This is a genomic window from Streptomyces sp. A18, from assembly GCF_059026065.1.
Window position 1 is genome coordinate 1 of record NZ_JBWLKL010000117.1, and the last position, 1409, is coordinate 1409.

Consider the following 1409-nt stretch of genomic DNA (forward strand, 5'->3'; position numbering starts at 1 on the left):
TAGTAGGACTCCGTTACGTCTTCCGGATGTTCCTGATCAGGAGCATGTTGGATGGGTGGACGCGCATGAAGTGAACCGTGTTCGGGCGACGTTGGCGCTGTTCGTGGCAGATGTGTTCGCCTCGGTGCCGCGTAAGGACCAGCGGGCCAAGGGTGACTGTTATCTGCGGGGCCTGATGCTGGATGGCCGCCGTAAGTCGATCCAGGCGATGGCGTCGCGGCTGCCGGACGGCAACGAGCAAAACCTGCAGCAGTTCGTGAACCAGTCGACGTGGGATCCGGTGCTGGTCCAGCGGCGGATCAATGAACGTCTGTTGCCGCTGGTCAGCCCGGTGGCGTGGGTGATCGACGACGTGTCGGTGCCCAAGGACGGCCGGATGTCGGTCGCGACGGCTCCGCAATACTGCGGAGCCCTGGGCAAACGCGCCAACTGCCAGGTCGCCGTCAGCGTCCACGCGGCGAGCGACACCGCCTCCTGTCCGCTGCAATGGCAGCTGTTCCTTCCCGAGGAGTGGGCCCGGGACAGCGACCGTCGGGCCAAGACCCTCGTTCCGCCCGAGGTCACACACCGGGAGAAGTGGCGTCTGGCGCTGGACATGCTCGACACCCTCGCCGAATGGGCATGACGCCGCCGGCAGTGGTGGCCGATGCCGCCTACGGCACCAACGCACACCTGCGGGCCGCACTGGACGACCGGCAACTCGCCTACGTGCTTGCCATCCGCGCCGATGTGACGGTCCACCCGTTCGATGCCAAGCCTCAAGCCCCGGCTCGCAAGGGGACGGTCGGCTGCTGGCCCCAGCCCCGCTACCGGGACCCCGCACCCTCAGTGGCGGCCCTTGCCGCAGGACTCGAGGCAGGGGCCTTCACCACGCTCACCTGGCGACATGGCTCGCGAGGGGAGTTACGTTCCCGCTTCGCGGCTGTCCGTGTCCGGCCAGCCGGCAAAGCTGTCGAGCGTCCGATCAAAGCCGCTGCCTCTGCCGATCAGGGCTGGTGGGACGGGGCCCTGCCCGACTGCTGGTTACTGGTCGAATGGCCCCAAGACGCCGAGGCACCCACCGAATACTGGCTGTCGAACCTGGCGACGGAAACCCCGATGGCCGATATGGCCGGCTGGCCAAGGTCCGCTGGCGCATCGAACACGACTACCGCGAACTCAAGCACGGTCTGGGCCTGGACCACTTCGAAGGCCGATCCTGGCCCGGCTGGCACCACCACGTCACCCTCGTGACCGCCGCCCATGCCTTCCTCACCGAACGACGCCTGTCCCCAAAAGCGCCCGGGCCGGACTCACCCTCTACCAAATCCTCGACGCCCTCCAGAACACCCTGAGGTGTTGGAACGGCATCTGCACCACCTGCCATCAGCCCCTGGCCACGCGAACACCAAGACCGAGACAGAGACAGA

1 pseudogene is annotated in these 1409 nt (G+C 66.7%); it reads left to right on the top strand.

The window, feature by feature from the left end:
- Window positions 1-124 precede the first annotated feature (124 nt).
- Window positions 125-1233: pseudogene (locus tag AC5P1C_RS43690) on the top strand (IS701 family transposase).
- Window positions 1234-1409 lie beyond the last annotated feature (176 nt).